General features: G+C 36.6%; 11 protein-coding genes, 5 tRNA genes and 3 pseudogenes. 9 read left to right on the top strand and 10 right to left on the bottom strand.

The window, feature by feature from the left end:
* Positions 1-56 precede the first annotated feature (56 nt).
* Positions 57-872 (bottom strand): hypothetical protein, encoded by an 816-nt coding sequence (locus tag AAHI02_RS08180; protein ID WP_346986209.1) that lies wholly within the window; start codon positions 870-872, stop codon positions 57-59.
* Between the two features lie 323 nt (positions 873-1195).
* Between AAHI02_RS08180 and AAHI02_RS08175 the strand changes: the two genes are divergently transcribed.
* Together AAHI02_RS08175 and AAHI02_RS08170 are read left to right on the top strand one after the other, a co-directional pair.
* Complete coding sequence (locus AAHI02_RS08175) at positions 1196-1708, top strand: hypothetical protein (protein WP_346986208.1); 513 nt, start codon at positions 1196-1198, stop codon at positions 1706-1708.
* A 929-nt stretch (positions 1709-2637) separates the two neighbouring features.
* Complete coding sequence (locus AAHI02_RS08170; protein WP_346986207.1) at positions 2638-3021, top strand: hypothetical protein; 384 nt, start codon at positions 2638-2640, stop codon at positions 3019-3021.
* A 487-nt stretch (positions 3022-3508) separates the two neighbouring features.
* Here the strand turns inward: AAHI02_RS08170 and AAHI02_RS08165 are convergent, their stop codons facing one another.
* The 3 genes and pseudogenes from AAHI02_RS08165 to mobA all read right to left on the bottom strand — a co-directional run bounded on the left by AAHI02_RS08165 (position 3509) and on the right by mobA (position 5032).
* On the bottom strand, positions 3509-3808 hold the full coding sequence (locus AAHI02_RS08165) for a hypothetical protein (RefSeq protein ID WP_346986206.1): 300 nt from the start codon (positions 3806-3808) through the stop codon (positions 3509-3511).
* 65 nt (positions 3809-3873) lie between these two features.
* Positions 3874-4320, bottom strand: coding sequence for a relaxase/mobilization nuclease domain-containing protein (locus tag AAHI02_RS08160; RefSeq protein ID WP_346986205.1), 447 nt, complete (start codon positions 4318-4320; stop codon positions 3874-3876).
* Positions 4321-4601: 281 nt separating this feature from the next.
* Positions 4602-5032 (bottom strand): annotated as a pseudogene (gene mobA, locus AAHI02_RS08155) (conjugal transfer protein MobA).
* 820 nt (positions 5033-5852) lie between these two features.
* On the opposite strand from mobA, the gene AAHI02_RS08150 reads away from it, so the two are divergent.
* The 3 genes from AAHI02_RS08150 (at position 5853) to AAHI02_RS08140 (ending at position 7845) form a co-directional block, all read left to right on the top strand.
* Positions 5853-6542 (top strand): nucleotidyl transferase AbiEii/AbiGii toxin family protein, encoded by a 690-nt coding sequence (locus tag AAHI02_RS08150; RefSeq protein WP_346986204.1) that lies wholly within the window; start codon positions 5853-5855, stop codon positions 6540-6542.
* A gap of 42 nt (positions 6543-6584) precedes the next feature.
* Positions 6585-6902 carry a hypothetical protein gene (locus AAHI02_RS08145; RefSeq protein ID WP_346986203.1) on the top strand — a complete coding sequence of 106 codons (318 nt, stop codon included), beginning with the start codon at positions 6585-6587 and terminating at the stop codon, positions 6900-6902.
* Positions 6903-7020: 118 nt separating this feature from the next.
* Positions 7021-7845 carry a hypothetical protein gene (locus tag AAHI02_RS08140; protein WP_346986202.1) on the top strand — a complete coding sequence of 275 codons (825 nt, stop codon included), beginning with the start codon at positions 7021-7023 and terminating at the stop codon, positions 7843-7845.
* A 153-nt stretch (positions 7846-7998) separates the two neighbouring features.
* Here AAHI02_RS08140 and AAHI02_RS08135 read toward each other — a convergent pair whose 3' ends face one another.
* Entirely contained in the window at positions 7999-8532 is a 534-nt protein-coding gene (locus tag AAHI02_RS08135; RefSeq protein WP_346986201.1) for an antirestriction protein ArdA, read from the bottom strand.
* Positions 8533-9043: 511 nt separating this feature from the next.
* Between AAHI02_RS08135 and AAHI02_RS08130 the strand changes: the two genes are divergently transcribed.
* Positions 9044-9262: a hypothetical protein gene (locus AAHI02_RS08130; RefSeq protein WP_346986200.1), complete on the top strand. Its 219-nt coding sequence runs from the start codon at positions 9044-9046 to the stop codon at positions 9260-9262.
* Positions 9263-9412: 150 nt separating this feature from the next.
* A pseudogene (locus AAHI02_RS08125) lies at positions 9413-10315 on the top strand (recombinase family protein); the annotation flags it as partial.
* Positions 10316-10940: 625 nt separating this feature from the next.
* Here the strand turns inward: AAHI02_RS08125 and AAHI02_RS08120 are convergent.
* Together AAHI02_RS08120 and AAHI02_RS08115 are read right to left on the bottom strand one after the other, a co-directional pair.
* Positions 10941-11014: transfer RNA gene (locus AAHI02_RS08120), tRNA-Arg, on the bottom strand.
* Between the two features lie 21 nt (positions 11015-11035).
* Positions 11036-11110: transfer RNA gene (locus AAHI02_RS08115), tRNA-Pro, on the bottom strand.
* A gap of 271 nt (positions 11111-11381) precedes the next feature.
* On the opposite strand from AAHI02_RS08115, the gene AAHI02_RS08110 reads away from it, so the two are divergent.
* Complete coding sequence (locus AAHI02_RS08110; RefSeq protein ID WP_346986199.1) at positions 11382-11894, top strand: hypothetical protein; 513 nt, start codon at positions 11382-11384, stop codon at positions 11892-11894.
* Between the two features lie 120 nt (positions 11895-12014).
* Here the strand turns inward: AAHI02_RS08110 and AAHI02_RS08105 are convergent.
* The 3 genes from AAHI02_RS08105 to AAHI02_RS08095 all read right to left on the bottom strand — a co-directional run bounded on the left by AAHI02_RS08105 (position 12015) and on the right by AAHI02_RS08095 (position 12291).
* A tRNA-Arg gene (locus AAHI02_RS08105) sits at positions 12015-12088 on the bottom strand.
* Between the two features lie 23 nt (positions 12089-12111).
* Positions 12112-12186: transfer RNA gene (locus AAHI02_RS08100), tRNA-Pro, on the bottom strand.
* Between the two features lie 20 nt (positions 12187-12206).
* Positions 12207-12291: transfer RNA gene (locus AAHI02_RS08095), tRNA-Ser, on the bottom strand.
* Positions 12292-12427: 136 nt separating this feature from the next.
* Here AAHI02_RS08095 and AAHI02_RS08090 point away from each other — a divergent pair.
* Positions 12428-13454 (top strand): annotated as a pseudogene (locus tag AAHI02_RS08090) (N-acetylmuramoyl-L-alanine amidase).
* The last annotated feature ends 52 nt before the right edge of the window (positions 13455-13506 follow it).

Below are 13506 nucleotides of genomic sequence, written 5' to 3'. Positions count from 1 at the left end.
TTTTACACACAAATACTATTGGGTAAAGTTGATATTATGTTTAAAGAGATATTGGCTTAGTTCCTCATTTCCTTACTACGACTTATCACGGGATTTTTAAAATATCCTAACTCTTCCTTTACTTCTGCAATTTTTTTCAACATTTCATCATCTAGTTCCGGTATATCAAAATACGCTATATCGAATATATGTTCTTTCTCTGGACTTTCGCCGATAGCAATGCCAATAACTTTTGCTGCATTTATATTTTCCATTCTTGCAACCAAGCACCTTAATTGTAATTCCTTTTCTTTGTTTTTCCAATTTTTAGAGCTCAAAGGCATAAATACATACGAGTGGTCACTGTCTTTAAAAGGTTTTATCATTCTGCCTTTTAATTTCTTTTCGATAGCATCAATAAAAGCCATTCCTAACTCAATCCTATTAATTCTTGGTTCTAACGTGATTATTCTCGTTGCTGTCTCCAAATCAGACATCATTTCAGAATTTCCTTTATCAATAATATGAATTTTATGCAGGTGAGCCACAATTTCATCCCACATAAAGCTTTGTGGAATTTCTCTTTGCCAGTATTTATATTCTTCGCTTTCAAGATATTCTTCCCACATACCATCATCCAGAATAACGCTGTCAGGTACAAAATCAAATTTCAATTCTGTGGTTAGATAGAGTGCAAGAAAATCTATTTCTCTTGGTACTGAAATGATCTTATTTGATAAAAAATTCTCTTTTGCTTTAATATAGTTTACAAAATCTGTAATGGTATCCAGTTCTTTTAAGATCGTAAAAGTAGAAGGTTGATCGAATACGTGTACGAAACCATTTCCAAAATTTCCATTTGGTGCAATTGAGAGTTTGATAAATAAAAGCAAAAGCCCCCCTGATTAAAGGGATGAAGAGTAAAGCCGGCAAAGCCTTTAATGCCTTTATTGTGCTGAATGACAAGGGTGAAACCAGTTTTGAATTTGAAATGCCAAAAACAAAAAGAAGAAATAACACTTAAAGCTTGAAAAGCACCATTTCCTGAGAACTTTAGACAGTGATCAGCTAAGCAAGTCCTCCATATTTGTTTCTACTGAAAATCTTTGCCTTTGGATTCATCACTAAGGTGGGCAATTGCGGGAACTTGATTTTAATCAGGCTGCGTTCCCATCGAAAATATTATGTATTTTTACTAACTACTAAACTTTAGAAAATGAAAAATATATTGTTAGTCTTTTTGTTATTATCGCAAACCATTTTTGCACAACATAAAAAGAAAGCGGAGAAAGAACCTCCTTTACCTCCTTTATCCAAACAAATTGAAATATATAAAATTCCTGAAGATCGTTTGTTGAATGGTACTCTAAAAGGTTCCAAGTGGTATTTTGATCTAAGAAATTCCGAAACAGAACTTTCTTTGGATAAAGACAAAACAAAACCTGATGTTTTATACTTAGTTGATGCTAAGAATTTTCAAATTAATATCAATCAGAAGAATTGTAAAAGTTTAATAAAAGGCATCTATCAAATCATGAAAATGAATGATGGAAGTACAACTGCACAAAATGGGCATCAACCTTTTAAAATTACATCACCTAATCAAAAATGTAGTGCAAGATTAGCCGCATTTTTATCAGGAGCTCTTGATATTTCTTTTAATGAAACGGGAGAAGTTATGGAGATAAAAGGTCAATCTATACACGACGTATCTTATCCTGGGTCTTAATATTTTCCTCTATCAATTATTTCAATTTGAAAGATTGGGTGTTATCTTCTTTACTTGACTTTTTCTTACTAATTTCTTCGTACACTGCTCTTTTGCCAATCAGATCATCACTTCTATCCTTGACTTTGATTCTGGCCCGACCTTTATAACAACGCTTAAATACGGTTGGATATTCTTCGAGGATAAAGGCATTATCCGACTGGACCGCACACCTCAATTGGACTATTTGAAAGTCTTCATGGTTCCGGTTACAAGAATCAAAGACTGTCCAGGTAGGAGATCTGTTTTATGATCAAGCTAAAAAATAAAGCCGGAGCAATAATCGCTGCAGCCATAATTAACATATATTTCATCTTCTTAATATAATTCCTTTCTTTCTGTGTTTGAGAATTAAAAAATATTCGGGTTAAATTGAGCACCGGCGAGAGGGGCCATTTTATACCTCTTTATTGTTCTGAGCGATAAGGACCTGCATATATGAGTTAAAGGGTTTCAGGTTTATGTCTAAATTGGAAAAAAATTCCAGATCGGCAGTTTCTACACTAATAATTGCTCGCTGCAGAATCTTTTCCCCTGTAGCCGTAAGCCTTATGGTTTTGGCCCTTGTAACAAGGGTTTTGCAATAGTGTGGCGAAACTGCAAGGTTCAACAGTTGTGCTTCAGTTCAAGTTTTGTACATAACTTAAAATTTTCTTCGATTCCCCCGACCATCGTAAAGCCCCAAACCGTTGTGCGATATGCTAAAAACACCATTCGCCAAAGATGAACTAATAGAAAACAAATGAAAAAAAATCTTAATACTATTCACAATTTTACCTTTGTTGGCATCTTGCCAGTCAACTTTAGAAGATGGAAATCTTGACTTTGAAAAACTAAATTTTGCTACATTCAACACAAAAAAATATTACTCAAAATCTCTGAAAGCAGAATTGGCAGATTATCATAAAATGCGGAAGAGCGACCAAAAACAAATCTATTTCTTTCAAGCCGATGCAGATACCATTGATGTTAGTGGAAACGATTTCAAGAATATCGAACCATATGCTATTACTTATCGCCAAACAGGTATCGGCAGAAGGAATTGGAGTGAAGATTATAGTGTTGGCATTTTTAGAAATTTAAAATTTGACGAAGTAAATGCAATAACAGATTTAAAAAACAATTTGCTTTTGATTTCAGGAACAACTGACAGTGTAAGAATCGAAAATATAGAAAAATTCATAAAAGAATTAACCAAATTATATGGTAATCCAACTGTGTCGAATGTCGCATCAGGAATGTCATCTTATGATTTAAAAAAAGTGGGATTTTGACGACAAAAAATCGTTCTTGTATCAGACGGAAAATTTGATTATAAAAAATCTCGTCTTAAACGAAAATAAAAAAAATATAGTAAGGAAATTGAAAGTAGAAATCATACTTCTATTACCTTATTCATTTGTAAAAATGAATATTATGATGTTTTTAGAAAGATGAGTATGAGAACAGGTTTTATGACAAATTTTGAAAAATAAAAATTGGAAAGCACAATCGCACAAGATCGGTTTGGCAATATGGCGGGTTTCGCGTATTTAATGAATAAATTATCACCATTGCTAATTTCTTCAGCGTCTCCGTTTCTTCTTCTTCATCTGATTAGCAAATATCAGTTCCTCAAAATCTTCACCCTGCGCTTGTGGCAATAGACTTCCTAAACTTCCAGAAAGCCTGGTTCATCATAAGTATTTGCATCTTTAAGAAGAAAATCAAACAGATGATGCTGCGGCTCACCAGTCTCTTTGAGGTATGTACTTTTTGATTTTATAGTTGGTTCGGATTGTTTTTCAGTTTTACAATCTGTCCTTTTTGATGGTTCCACCAGTCATTAAATACATTAGCGGAAAATTCTTTCCCTAAACGCGAACCATTCCATACCGTTTTTGAATTGTGATCAATAAAAGTGATGCCATAGATACGTCCAGTATCATTCTTTCGCACGACTGTATTAATGCCCTGTTCGGCTAATTGTTTTTTAAAGGCCTGCTCATCATCAGCTGATTGCAGGGCAATGGTAATGGCAGCTTTAACACTTGGCTTTACCTGATTGTCTTTTAAAGCCATCTTGCATTTCGCAAAATGCAGTTCCAGAGCCGGCAGTCCTGCACCTTTTCCAAATAAGGAAGCCTTTAGAGGGTTACCGGTTTCTCTCCATGTTTATCAAGCACCGAGTAAATCAAACCCTCTTTTTGTAACCCATTAAGTTCACCTTTGACTAATTCAGTGGTGATATTAAAAAGGGATAACAGGGCGTTATATTCTCCCATGCTTTGAAATTTGTAATACTCCGGGAGATGCCGGACGACGGAAACCGTCTGGCTTTTCAGGTTTCCTTTCTGATAATCCACTCCACGGAAGGTTGGGCTTTGCAACTGGTCTTTTTCTAAGGTTGGCAATAAACCGTGTTTATGTTCTAATTCCCTGGTGATCTTAACAGAACGCCTTTTATCGAAGGTGTCAGAAATCTTCCGGCCTTCTTCGTTCACACAAACTGACACGATATGGATATGGGTACGGTCAATATCCGTATGTTTGAAAACTACAAAGGGCTGGTTTCCGTAGCCCATTTCCTGCATATAATCTTGTGCAAGCGTGCGGAATTTTTCGTCGCTGACCTGATCCCGGGGGGTTTGGATTTAAAGAAATATGCAGAACAGGCTTTTCTGTTTTGATATTTGCAAGCAGGTAAGATTCAAAAGAACGGGCCAATTACGGTACGGTGTATTTCCCGTCAGGCGTTTCGATCATCCTGTTTGTATACAGAATCCGGCCATCTTCCCGGTCAATTTTGAATTGATTGTAAGCCAGTGTGCCGAATAAATTCTCTCCCCTGCCAATCTTTGCAATCATTGTGTCTTTATTTATTTAGATATTTTTCCTCAAATTCCTGTGTCAACCGAATCATTTCCTGGCATAATCTGGCCATTTCAGCAGTCTGTTTTTCCAGTTTAAAGAGCTATGCTGCTGCTTTTTTTGGAAAAATTCTGGTATAACAGCTTTACCGTCTGGATATAATTGACGCCGATGGCACGAAACTGGCCATAAAAAGTGGTCAACCAGATATGATAATCAATGGAAGCCTTATCAATTTTTACGGTTTTAACTGTCCTTTGAAAAATGCAGGCAGTAATAAAATGCGCGATCACTTTCATCCCTGAGCCTTCAAAAAGAGAGATGGACCTGCTATTTTCTTCCGCGTTCAGACTAATCGAATATCTAAGCGTAGCGGGATCTTTTTTTAGGTTTTCTTCCGCTTTTGCTTGTTCTTCTATAATTATTTCCATCCATACCGATCCATTTAGTTTTATAATAAAATTCGACTTCGGAGAATTTTTCCGGCCCCCTGCAAGGGCAAGTTGTTTTGAGCAGCGGAATTTATTTCCAGCAGCTCAAAACACAACTTGCTCCTTTCGGGTGAAAGGAGAATCTGCCCTGCGGGACAGATTAAAGTAAGAAGGGAAATCTGCCTGTTGGCATTCTCATTTTCTGGTTTGTTTAGAAGTATTCGCATGATAAATCCATTTCAAAATATTTGATAAAGTTCGGGCAGTTTATTAAAAGCATTACTATGGAGTACGATGTCAATTGCATCCTTTAAACGTCGCAGAGTGCCACGCACCACTTAAAGGGTAAATCAAACGCTTTATATGCTTTATGATTTTAATGCAGGAAATAAAAAATGTACTTGTGCAGAGAAAGAAAATGTTTTTGTATCAAGTCGGTCGGGAATAAAAGTATAAAGTTTTAAAAACATAAAACTGTAAAAGCGCAAAGGCAGGAAGGTGTTTTTGTTTTTGCAGGGCTTACCAAATGCTTAGTAGTAAATCCGACATTGCAGAAACGACAACATGAACCTGTATAAGAACAAGGGTAAAAGGGAAAGCATGGATACATGAATGAAAGAATATTTACATGCAGATTCCTTGTTAAGAGGTAAAGACGGCAATAATAAAATTTTATATGGTGGAATTTTAATAGAAAGAAGAATCAACCAATCCTATAAAATTATTGCCCGGACAAAAGACATTTAACGCCAAACGGCGTCACTGAGTGCCAGTTTGGAGATGAGCCTCACTTGTCGGATTAATTTTCCTGCAAACTCCAGATCATGTTATATAAAGAAACGGTCAGTAAGGAGATGTGGGAGCTTCTTCAAAAACTTATGAAAGATGAGAAGTTGAAAGATTTTAATCTTGTTGGCGGCACAGCTCTTAGTTTAAGAATTGGACATCGTAAAAGCGTAGACATTGATTTGTTTACAAATGCAGATTTTGATGAGAATGCTATGCTTACTTATTTAGAAACTCAATATTCAGGAAAGGTCAGAGATCTATTTAAAAATACAGCACTTATGTTTATAGACAAAGTAAAAGTGGATATTCTTGCCCATAAATACCCTCTGGTGAATCCAGTAGAGATTCAGGATGGAGTCCGTATGGTTTCTAACGAAGACATTGGAGCCATGAAACTTCACGCCATTTTTCAAAGTGGAACAAGAATAAAGGATTACATCGATATGTATTTCCTTTTAGAGCATCATCCTTTTAAGGTTTATTTGGAAGCTTATGAAAAAAAATATGATGGAAATATGAGGCTTGCTGCCTACGCTCTGTTAGACCACGGAAAAATTGATATAGAGGAAAAAGTTCTTTTAATGAAGGGTAAGGAGTCTAATTGGGTAAGAATGAAGGACCGGCTAAAAAAAGCAGTTTTTAACCCAAGTCAAAAGTTTTCTCAAACTACACAAGAGAAAAAACCGTTGCCTCCTAAAAATAAAGGTAAGGGCTTTCGCAGATAAACATCCTTGCACAATTCAGAAAAAAATCGTAAATTCCATACTATGAAAAGCATTCCTAAAAATAAAAAAATGCCCAATATCGAGCTTGTATTTTTTGGGGATTACGATATAGCGGCTATGGATTTTGAAAAGGCCTACAGATCAATTATTGCCCGAATCGTAGAGCGTGGGGGGCAGGAAGAAATTGACGAAATCATCCGTTTCTACGGTCATGAAAAAGTGATCAGGACTATCCGTGACGAAATTCACTTTCTCCCTAATTATGCCATTGACAAGGTATTGAAATTCTTTCCTGAAATCAAAAAGGAAGAAATGCACTGCTACCTAAACCGCAAGGATAAACCTTATCACTGGATTTAAAGCCAAAGTGAAAGGCTTTTTGCCGTTATTTCACTTCTACAATACTGGTAGCTGCACAGTTGAACTTACCTTCAATTATTAAGGGCTAACTAAGAATCTGTTAAAACAAACATTAAAAATGAAACGCTTTCAGAGAAATGATGAATATATCACTCCTCCAGGCTCGTTAAGCCAATTACTTTCCCATCCCAGCAATAAAGGCAGTAAAGGTATTGATATATCGATATTCCACGATCACAGGTATGCATTTTTCTTTTGGAATAAATGGACACAGAGACTAATCAAAGAAAACCGGATTAATTATCCACCATGCCTGGTGACATTAGACTGGCATCAGGATTTGGTTTTTCCCGAGGATATTGAAAAGTCAGATTTAGAAGTATTAAACTTAGATAGTAATCATGATGTGGCAGTATACGCATGGTCAAATTTAAGAAGCTTAAACGATACCCATATACTATCCGCTGCCTATCTAAATATCATCGGAGATGTATATGTTCACTGCCGTCAGGGATCATTTGAGAGTGATTGGGAAAATGAATATATTATTGACCGGTATGGCAATACCCATACCATAAAAAAATTCAAGGACTACGCGGATCTAGAAAGCTGTCTTTTATCAAGCGATGAAAATCATGTATATTTCGATATAGATCTTGATTTTTTCACTTTGAAAAATCCATTCAATGGAAAAGGCAGCAACTACACCTATCTGTCAGAAAAGACAATAAAAAAAATGCTCAGTTCTGAGCATCCTTTAATGAAATGGATTTTCCAGCGTCTTGAGGGAATTACCATCGCAACGGAACCTGAACATACCGGAGGTTTACTAAAAGCTAATAGGCTGTTACATCTTATCAACAACATCTGGTTTCAGCCTTCACTTTTTACAACATATCCTGGACAGTGGGATAAAGAAACGCAATGGAAACACCTAAGATAAATACAGGAATTTTATAATTGTTTATTTTTCTGTTGCCTCAGAATTCGGTGTTCATCCTCCGCCTAGTGGGACATAATTAAGTTGATAAATCTTAAAGGCTAAATAAACGAACCGGGTCGCTTTGAAAGCGACCCGATTTTTTTATAACAGCAGCTAACTGTTGTAAAAGACATAACCACCATCGCTCCAATAATCGCCACAAAAGAGGTCACGGGCGTACGCTTCATAGTCAAAATATCTTTTTGCGAATTCGCTTAAATCTTCCCTTTCTTCAATAAGCTCGCGAGCGAAATCTTCATCACTTTCGTAGGTTCCTATATAGTCATTCTGAAAAGAAGACACCAGCTCATCGATATCATGCCCTGATATTTCATGGTGACCATTATTGCACCAGATCAGAAAGGCTTCCTGCTGTTCACCCAGCTCACTAAGGGCCTGGATAATCTCAAAGATGTTATCACTGATCCAGCTTTCGCCTATAAGATTTTCGGGAATATTTTCATAATCCTGAAACATATATTCCGGGTCTTTTTCATCTGCATGGAGTTGTTTACAGGCATTGTAAAATTCATTGACGTCCGTAAAATCGGAAAGATCCATCCATTGTCCCTGTAATGAACCTTCGTTGTACTTTTTATAGGTTCCCACGTACACGCGGGCATCGTATATTTGGATTTGCTTTTTCATTTTGAATAATTTTTGAGATTGACGTTTTTCATTGATGATTTAAGATTACCTCTCTTCCTTGTTGTCGTGTGCTTTTTCTTTGCCATAATAGGAATCTGTTTTATTCGGTAATGAGAGGAGGAGCTGTTTTCGTTTTCTAATAAATTCGGTATTTCTGACATTTTTTTTATTCGTCTAAAGAGCCGGAGTATGCTTTGTTTCGTTTTCAAGAGCATAAAAAGGTTAGTGTTTTTTTAGGAGCAAGGTTTTTCAAAAAAATACAACCCGAATGGGTGGAGATTTTTTTGAAAATGCAAAGCACGTGACCTTGCCCGTGAAAAACACGGTATTACCTTTGCTCTTGAAACGGAACAAAAAGCATTCAGGGTCTTCGTATAACATGCGGGGAAGAAATACCATTCATATAACTACAAGATGGGCAATGAACGCCAAAAAGCGCCTTTGGAAACCGTTTGATAGGTAAGGCTTACTTGCTGAAATACCTTAGCCAATCCCACCAAATACTTTGGCTATGAAAAAGGAAAAACCGACTGCTAAGCCCCCAAAAGGATATATTCGATACAGTTATACACGTCAGCTTCCTTCAGTAAAAAAGATGACTATAAAAGAAGCTATGGAAATGCTGCGCAATGCAGGGATCATTGTACAGGAAGAAGAAGCCGAGGAAATCATGGAATTTCTATATATGCTTACGCAAATAACCATCAAAGAATTTTTCTCACCTGATTGATTATTCGTATATTAGCTCTATAAAGAGGTCAAAAACAAGCTAGCCCATTTCAGACTGTCTCAGCGCTGAAATAATATAATCCATACTAAATACTTTCCTCGGTATTCTATTCTTTATCCATCAGTTTTAATTTTAATAAACATATATGTTATGGTAACTGCCGATTTATACATCAGGGTTTCTACCGATGAACAAGCCGAAAAGGGATACTCGCAAAGAGATCAGGATGAAAGACTGCGTAAGTATTGTCTTTACAATAATATTATGGTCGGACATGTGATTTATGAGGATCATTCAGCAAAAAGCTTTAATCGTCCCGAGTGGATCAAGTACCTCATTGAGGTTAAAAAGAAAAGCCATAAAAGTACTTTAGTGCTGTTTACCAAATGGGACAGGTTCAGTCGCAATGCAGGCGATGCTTACCAGATGATCAGTCAGCTACAGAAAAACGGCATCAATCCACAAGCCATAGAGCAGCCATTGGATATGGCCATTCCCGAAAATAAATTGATGCTGGCTATTTATCTAGCGTCTCCTGAAGTTGAAAACGACCGAAGGGCCTTAAATGTCTTTTACGGGATGAGAAAGGCAAAAAAGGAAGGAAGAATGATGGGTACCGCTCCCTATGGCTATATCAACCGTAGCATGGAAGACGGTAAAAAATATGTAGCCATAAAAGAGCCTGAAGCGACGAATCTAATCTGGGCATTTAATGAGATAGCGAAAGGTCATACTCCAGCAGATCATGTCAGGGTAAAGATGAATCAAAGAGAGGGCAAGAGCCTTTCCAGAAATACTTTTATAACTGCTATGAGGAATGCCATCTACTGTGGCAAAATCTACATTGGGCAACACAAACAGGAAGAGGCACACTACATTCAGGGCAAGCACGAACCTTTGATCAGCGAAGCACTTTTCTATAAGGTTCAGGACGTATTGGATGGTAACAAGAAAAAAGAAAGACCAGGAGGAAAGATTCTGTGCAATGAGCATTTTCCGCTAAGGGGACTTTTGACCTGTCCGCGTTGCGGCGGCAATCTTACAGGCAGCGGTTCGAAAGGTCATTCTAAGATATACTACTATTACCATTGTACCAAGAAATGCAGTTTTAGATATAAATCTGATATTGTAAATGACCTTTTTGAAAAAGAGTTGACAAAATTTGAGTTTAACCCGCCTTTGAAGGATATTTTAAAAAAACTTTTGCTTGATAACTACAAATCATTTACCGGAGGTATTGATGAAAAGAGAAAATCAGTATCCAAACAGATAGATTTGATCAACGAAAGAGTGTCAAAGGCAAGAGACCTTTATCTTTCTGAAAAATTGGATGAAGACGATTATAGGGAGATAAAAAGCAGTGGGAAATTAGAAGTTGACAAGCTGGAAGAAGAACTGGGTCATTTGGTTTCAGAGAGCAAAACATACGATATTCAAAATAGGCTTGATCATGCCCTGAATGCTATTTCAAGTATCTCAAAACGCTATAAACAGGGCGATATGGAAATAAAACGGATGATTGCCAGTTCGATATATCCAAAAAAAGTGGAATTTGACGGAACGGAGTTTCGAACTGCTGAAATGAACATAATTGCAAGATATATCTATCTGGCTAACAATAAGTTAAAGGATAAAAAAAACCGACATCAAATCATTAAAAATTCTGATGTCGGTTGTGTGAGCGCGAAAGGATTCGAACCTTTGACCGTCTGCTTAGAAGGCAGATGCTCTATCCAGCTGAGCTACGCACCCTAAAGTTTTTTTTGAATAAAGTCGGGGCGGCAGGATTCGAACCTGCGACCTCCTGGTCCCAAACCAGGCGCGATGACCGGACTACGCTACGCCCCGATTGAAGCCATCTTGTAACAAGAATTACCTTGTTTTTTGTGGGTGCAAATATAGGAGGTTTTTCTTAATTATAAAAATAAAATTTATAAAAAATAAAATTATTCTGAAATAAAAAGTTTTATTACTCGTTAGTACACTCAGATTCAGTATTCTGAGTAGTGTGATGAATTTCTGACTAATTTGAAAAATGTTGAATGAGTCAAGTATATTTAATTTCATTATTGCACGATATGATTCATTGATGTAATTTTAAAAAAATCTGATACCAACCATGAAAACTAGGGGCAAATTATTTATTTCATTTATTGTAGCCGTTTTTTTATCATTCAATGCAAATGCACAATTACAGGAAAGTAACGGGGAAGCAACAATCTCGTACATCCATAAAAAAGAGATGTCTCCGGAAGATTTTTTTCAGAAGAGAATGAGGCAGTCGAAGATGTATAAAGTTACAGGCAAAAAGCTTGAAATATTCTTTGAAAAAGATAATACCTTCTTTCTGGGAAGAAACTTGCTTGCCGGAACAGATAAAACAAGTATAAAAGTAGATACGCTGTATATAATTTCTCAAAAGATTCTTGTAAATTATTTTCCTGATTATCAGTTGGAAGGGGAGGATGTAAGAGATGTTGTTTATAAATATTTGTATAAAAATATTCCGGGATTCAGTGGGAATATTAGCAGTAAATTTGCCTATAAAATTGATAAAAATATTATCGATGTTGATTATAAGAATATTACTCGTAAATATATTGCTAAAAAAAAGCGCTATTTATCACTTTAAAATCAATACTGAAAATTTAAAAAATTTTAGAGTTTAAAAAAAGATTAGAAGACGCATGATCAGAAGCTGGCTTTATCAGACAGATATAAAAAAAACTCACAATTTCTTGTGAGTTTTTTGTGAGCGCGAAAGGATTCGAACCTTTGACCGTCTGCTTAGAAGGCAGATGCTCTATCCAGCTGAGCTACGCACCCTAAAGTTTTTTTTTTGAATAAAGTCGGGGCGGCAGGATTCGAACCTGCGACCTCCTGGTCCCAAACCAGGCGCGATGACCGGACTACGCTACGCCCCGAAAAAAGATATATAGAAAAGCGGAGGGTAAGGGATTCGAACCCTTGCGACACTTTCGCGTCGACAGTTTAGCAAACTGCTCCGTTAACCACTCCGGCAACCCTCCTGTTATCTTCGTTTATTAATGATCGTTACTGCTTTATTGCGAGTGCAAATATAGAATAGATTTCTTTATTTACCAAATATTTTTCAAGAAAAATTTGCGTATTTTTGAGCTGATAAACTGAGAAAAAAAGTAACAAATGCGTAAAACATTATATATCATCGGATTAAGTATGGTCGTTTTTTCCTGTACTTCGCAGCGAAATGCAAAAAACAGACAGTATATCCCCAAAACCCCTTCAGTACAGCCAAAAACGGCAGTGAAAACCCCTTCTGAAAAGCCGAAACCAAAGGTTACTTCTGAACACGGGGTAGAATTTTTTACTACTAATATTGCAGATCCTGCCAAGAATGATAATACCGCAAGTTACGGATCCATTGTTTCCGCAAAACCGGCTGGCTACAAAGTGGTTAAAACCTATTTCCCGGCTATTGCCCAGAATTTCAGACAGAGATATCTCATTCTGCATTATACAGCACTGCCGGATGATAAATCGATTACCGTTCTTACCCAGCAGGCTGTAAGCTCACATTATTTGGTAAATAACACTGGAGATAACGAAATTTATCAGCTGGTAGACGAAAACAAACGTGCTTATCATGCAGGAGTGAGTGCATGGAGAGCAGATAAGAATCTTAATGATACTTCTATTGGGATAGAAATCGTAAATACAGGTTATACAACAGATTCTACAGGAAATAAAGTATTTGCTCCTTTTGATGATGCCCAAATAAAAAAAGGTGGCTGCTTTGGTAAAAGATATTGTAAGCAGATATCAGATTCCGGCAACAAATATTCTGGCGCATTCTGATATTGCTCCTACTAGAAAGCAGGATCCGGGACCATTATTTCCATGGAAAAAATTATATGATGAATATCAGATCGGGATGTGGTATGATGAAGCTCAGAAGCAAGGCTTCTATGATCTTGCGACATCTACTGATTTTCAGTCGAAATATAACGATCCTGCATTTATTTTTAACGTTCAGACCCAATTGCAGAAATTTGGTTACGGACTGAATCTTAGCGGAAAATGGGATGATGCTACCAAGAAAACCATTGAAGCTTTTCAGTATCATTTCCGTCCGCAGAATTATAATGGAATCATGGATGCCGAGACATTCTCGATATTACAGGCATTGCTACTCAAGTATCCGGTGAAGTAGAATGTAACAATATAAAAATCTAGCAGTGTAACAATGTATAATTTAATTGTTA

This window comes from Chryseobacterium sp. POE27, assembly GCF_039727685.1.
GTDB lineage: Bacteria > Bacteroidota > Bacteroidia > Flavobacteriales > Weeksellaceae > Chryseobacterium.
The sequence above is the reverse complement of the archived record's forward strand: the minus strand, read 5'-3'. Positions and strand labels throughout refer to the sequence as shown.

What these genes read in the sequence shown, in the direction of transcription:
- AAHI02_RS08165 (WP_346986206.1), bottom strand. Translation starts at nt 3,808, where the DNA reads ATGGCTTTAAAAGACAATCAGGTAAAGCCAAGTGTTAAAGCTGCCATT.
- AAHI02_RS08135 (WP_346986201.1), bottom strand. Translation starts at nt 8,532, where the DNA reads ATGAAAAAGCAAATCCAAATATACGATGCCCGCGTGTACGTGGGAACC.
- AAHI02_RS08160 (WP_346986205.1), bottom strand. Translation starts at nt 4,320, where the DNA reads ATGCAGGAAATGGGCTACGGAAACCAGCCCTTTGTAGTTTTCAAACAT.
- AAHI02_RS08150 (WP_346986204.1), top strand. Translation starts at nt 5,853, where the DNA reads ATGTTATATAAAGAAACGGTCAGTAAGGAGATGTGGGAGCTTCTTCAA.
- AAHI02_RS08145 (WP_346986203.1), top strand. Translation starts at nt 6,585, where the DNA reads ATGAAAAGCATTCCTAAAAATAAAAAAATGCCCAATATCGAGCTTGTA.
- AAHI02_RS08175 (WP_346986208.1), top strand. Translation starts at nt 1,196, where the DNA reads ATGAAAAATATATTGTTAGTCTTTTTGTTATTATCGCAAACCATTTTT.
- AAHI02_RS08110 (WP_346986199.1), top strand. Translation starts at nt 11,382, where the DNA reads ATGAAAACTAGGGGCAAATTATTTATTTCATTTATTGTAGCCGTTTTT.
- AAHI02_RS08130 (WP_346986200.1), top strand. Translation starts at nt 9,044, where the DNA reads ATGAAAAAGGAAAAACCGACTGCTAAGCCCCCAAAAGGATATATTCGA.
- AAHI02_RS08140 (WP_346986202.1), top strand. Translation starts at nt 7,021, where the DNA reads ATGAAACGCTTTCAGAGAAATGATGAATATATCACTCCTCCAGGCTCG.